The sequence below is a fragment of the Shewanella sp. genome, assembly GCF_041630135.1.
GTDB lineage: Bacteria > Pseudomonadota > Gammaproteobacteria > Enterobacterales > Shewanellaceae > Shewanella.
In genome coordinates this window covers 1-3,843 of the sequence record NZ_JBFKLW010000113.1, presented here as the reverse complement: position 1 = coordinate 3,843, position 3,843 = coordinate 1, and the positions used below count along the sequence as shown (strand labels likewise).

At 50.9% G+C, this 3,843-nt stretch carries 4 protein-coding genes; 1 reads left to right on the top strand and 3 read right to left on the bottom strand.

The genetic code is table 11. The features are described 5' to 3' along the window. Window positions 1-166: 166 nt before the first annotated feature. Both ABYK60_RS18315 and ABYK60_RS18310 read right to left on the bottom strand, forming a co-directional pair. Window positions 167-823 (bottom strand): thiopurine S-methyltransferase, encoded by a 657-nt coding sequence (locus ABYK60_RS18315; protein ID WP_372873427.1) that lies wholly within the window; start codon window positions 821-823, stop codon window positions 167-169. A 71-nt stretch (window positions 824-894) separates the two neighbouring features. Further along, on the bottom strand, window positions 895-1,239 hold the full coding sequence (locus ABYK60_RS18310; RefSeq protein WP_372873426.1) for a hypothetical protein: 345 nt from the start codon (window positions 1,237-1,239) through the stop codon (window positions 895-897). A gap of 202 nt (window positions 1,240-1,441) precedes the next feature. On the opposite strand from ABYK60_RS18310, the gene ABYK60_RS18305 reads away from it, so the two are divergent. Continuing rightward, window positions 1,442-3,256, top strand: coding sequence for a protein kinase (locus tag ABYK60_RS18305; protein ID WP_372873425.1), 1,815 nt, complete (start codon window positions 1,442-1,444; stop codon window positions 3,254-3,256). A gap of 81 nt (window positions 3,257-3,337) precedes the next feature. Here ABYK60_RS18305 and ABYK60_RS18300 read toward each other — a convergent pair whose 3' ends face one another. Beyond that, the gene (locus tag ABYK60_RS18300; protein ID WP_372873424.1) at window positions 3,338-3,841 is read right to left on the bottom strand and encodes an FxsA family protein; all 504 of its coding nucleotides are present in this window, start codon (window positions 3,839-3,841) and stop codon (window positions 3,338-3,340) included. Between the last annotated feature and the right edge of the window lie 2 nt (window positions 3,842-3,843).

Sequence of the window (3,843 nt, the reverse complement as noted above, 5' to 3'; positions counted from 1 at the left end):
GCTCGTATCTACTCATGTTATTTGCCTCTTTTGACTTCGCTAAAAATCAAAGATGCATTTAGCATGGGTAGATATACGGGCAAAGCCCATTTGGATGATAACCACCTACTGAAGTAGGTGGTTTAGGGCTGAAAACAAAAAAGGCGACCTAGGGTCGCCTTTTTATTTATCTTCTTACCAATTTGAAAGCGGCCTCACTAAGCCAGGGCACCGCTTTCTTTATAAATCTGGGGTTCTCAGCCAACACATCCTGGCATTCAAGTGGAGTGACTTCAAACCAGGGGCCAAGAAAGGTCTCAACCCAATCAGGCGAGACCGCAAACGGCGGGCCACTTAAGGCTTCCTGCGGATAATCCAGAGTCACCAACAGGCCGCGAGCTCCGGATGGAATGAGTTCAGCGAGCTTTTTGGCGTAATCAATACGCATCTCAGCAGGCCAGGCTATCAGCGCCGCCCTGTCGTAAAAACCCTGACACTGCGCCACCAAGTCATGCGACAGGGTGAAAAAGTCCCCCTGAACCAACTCAATACCCTTGGCACTGTGATGCACATGCTCACCATGCCTCACCACCTGTGCCTGAGCGCTGGCCGCCTCAAAGAATTGCTCGACCGCCAACACTGAAAGCTCACAGCCCAGCACTTCATGGCCTTGTGCGGCAAGAAACTCCATATCCATTGACTTGCCACACAGGGGCACAAATACCTTGCTGCCTTTGGCTAAATTCAGGCTGTGCCAGTGCCGGACTAAAAAAGGATTAATATCCGACTGATGAAATCCAATCTGCTGTTGCTGCCACTTGTCGTGCCAGAATCCCGGCTCCATTGCCAATCCCCCGTTGTAAAAGACGACTTACTCTAACGACAAAGTCCAGGGGATGCAAAATCACAAATGATTCAGGACTTACCCAGCACAGAGTTCACTTCTCTTAACCAGACACAGTTTTCACACTGACATTGACGCCGGGTCAGATGATAGGGCGATAAATTGGAGTCGACAAAATCGACGGCAATCAAGAGTTGCTGCTTAAGCTCCTCTTCTGACTTAGCTTCAAGGGTGACCAATTCATCATTACGGTTCATCCACACGCATTCCATTCCCTGATGGCAATAGAGACATCGCTCATCGACACTATTGTAGAAGCCCGCATGTGGACAGTGCCTGAGCTCCATCGACTGAATAATTCGTCGTCTGGCAAAATCAAACAACTCGATGAGTTTTTCTTTGTTTTGGGCTGTCATATCGCCCTCCTGATGCGCCATTTTTGCTGCGATTAAGCAAATTATAATGTGATAAAAATACCTTAGCCTTTGGCCTCTGTCCGGTTGTTGATTTGTATCAAAATGGCAGACAAAAAACTTGGGTAGGCAGCAGGTAAACTCCTTGCCTGCAACAGCCGTATATGGCTTTAATGGGGGACTGGCAACCGTACGGGGGAAGTCCTTGTCTGTCCAAACACCTCAGCTGCAACACTTTTATATTTCTGAAGAACAGTCCATCTACCTGCTCAAAGCCGACGATGCCAGAAAGCATAAGGCGTGGGTTCGTTTGTGTAAGCAGCAGCTGTCGAAACTCGGTTATCGCGATATTGAATTTATAGGTAAAGGTGCCTACGGATTTGTGTTTGCGGGTGTCAATGAGGCAGAGGAAGCTCAGGTATTCAAGTTTTCCCGCATTACTCTGCCACAGCACATACAGGACCGTCTCGAAGAAGAAGCCTTTATGCTGTCTCACTGCCGCCACCCCAACGTACCACCACTGGTGAAATTTGAGCGGGTTGGCAAACAGGGCATTCTGGTGATGGCGCGCGCGCCCGGTGAAGAGCTGGAACAGCTTTGTCGAAAACGTGGTGCACTGCCAGTCTCAATGATCATGAGTATTGCCCGCCAATTGGCCGACTTGCTGGTATATCTGCGGGTTGGCCGTCCTCTGGTACATGGTGATATTAAGCCGTCCAATCTGGTGTTCGATGAGAAAACCGGTCACCTGTCGTTGATTGACTGGGGCTCAGCAGTATTTGCCCAGCGGGATGAACATGGCAGACCGGTGGAAGAACACGTGATGAACCTGCTTTCCAGCGACCAACAGCACACCAATGCACGGATGGGCGATGTCTACTTTATTGGAGATGATCAACTGGGCGGCGCTCTTTCCAGCCCGCGTTTCGATGAACAGGGTGTTGCTGCTACTCTCTATGCCCTGGCTTCGGGTCAGGCGAGCCGCTTTGGCACCCGCGTTATTCCCCCAACCAGCATAGGTTTGCCCCTTGAACTGGCCCGCACCCTCGAAGCCATGCTCAGCGACGACCCAGAGATACGTAACCGGGGCGGGGACTATTTCCTTCGCAGCATGCGCCACAGCCACCGGCTTATCCTGCCTGATATCCAAAGGCCCGAGGTCATTGCTGAGATTCCGGTATGGGTACAAAACCGCAACAAAGAAGTAGATACAGTGACCTACAGCTCACGTAAATCTTTTCTTAAAGAACACAATGCTGATGACCCCATAGCCCGTATAGATGATGTGCAGCTGGATAAGTACTACCGCAATTTCATGGCGGGAATGGGGGATACCGAGAAAGGTTTCATCGCTGCGGTAGGACGGTTGGGGCAATATCCTATTGTGGGGGGGCTTGCTATTCACTGGCAGCAGGAGGGCGTATTTATTGACTCCAATCTGGCACTGTACGATGCCGAGCTGAAACAGGCTCTGGTGCAGGCTGTTAACAACATGGTCCTGATGGCCCGTGGCATAGCCCGTCTGGGCACCTTTAAAGCCTGTTTCTTTAACGCCCGGGATACACTGCACATCAGCCGCAATGGCAAAACCGGCACTTTTATTGCCAGCACAGATCAACAACTGCCATTTGAAGTGGGTGATGTCCCCATATTGGAAGACAAATCCCGGCTGCACTCCTACTTTGAAGACGGAAAAGACCCCGATGAAAACCTCGAATTACCGGCGGAAATCATGACTGAGCTGGGGTGGCTCAACCAGATCCATCACACAGGTTGTATCATTTTCGAATCTCAAGGGGATCACCTGAAAATTCACAGCTATCTTAAGCTGCTCAATCCCCGTAAACAGGCGGCATTTCGTGCTAGTCTCGATCGCATCCTGCACCACATAGATAAAATCCAGGGCAGCGGTGTATCGGGCTTTATGAAACTGCCCTATAAAAACACGCGCCGTTTCGAGCGGATCGATCGCAAACCTGACGACTTTTATCCTAAAGATCCAAGACACCTGACAGAGTAACCCTTCCCTGTCTAAAGCCGGATAAAACAAAACCCCGCCAAGGCGGGGCTTTATATTGGCAGCGAATGCCACAAATGCATGTCAGCGCCTGGGCTCGTCGCTGTTATCGTCTTTAGGAGAAATATTTTCGCCGTTATCAAGGCGCTTACTGCCATCCAGGGGTTCCTCTTTGCGTTCAAAATCGCCTTCAAAGGTATTGCCGCCAAAAGGGTTCTGACCACCAAAGGGATTCTGACCGGTTTGCCCAAAACCAGCGCCATTCATCACATTGAATTGCATCCGTTTTTGAACCAGCGCCGCCAGGGGCTTGCGGGTGATGGGCGTCAGCAGCAACAAGCCGATAAAATCGGTAACAAACCCCGGGATCAGCAACAACACGCCAGCCATTGCCAGCATCATGCCTTCAACCAGCTCACCTGTCGGCGCCTCACCTCGGGCCATTTTCTGCTGTGCCTGCATGAGGGTCGAAAGGCCCTGGCTTCTCACCAAAGAAACTCCCACCACGGCAGTGAAGATAACCAGTGCCACAGTAGTCAAACTGCCGAGGGCCTCTCCAACCCTGATGAGCACTGATAGCTCAACCACGG

Coding starts and splice junctions, on each gene's coding strand:
- ABYK60_RS18310 (WP_372873426.1), bottom strand. CDS start 1,239: ATGACAGCCCAAAACAAAGAAAAACTCATCGAGTTGTTTGATTTTGCC.
- ABYK60_RS18315 (WP_372873427.1), bottom strand. CDS start 823: ATGGAGCCGGGATTCTGGCACGACAAGTGGCAGCAACAGCAGATTGGA.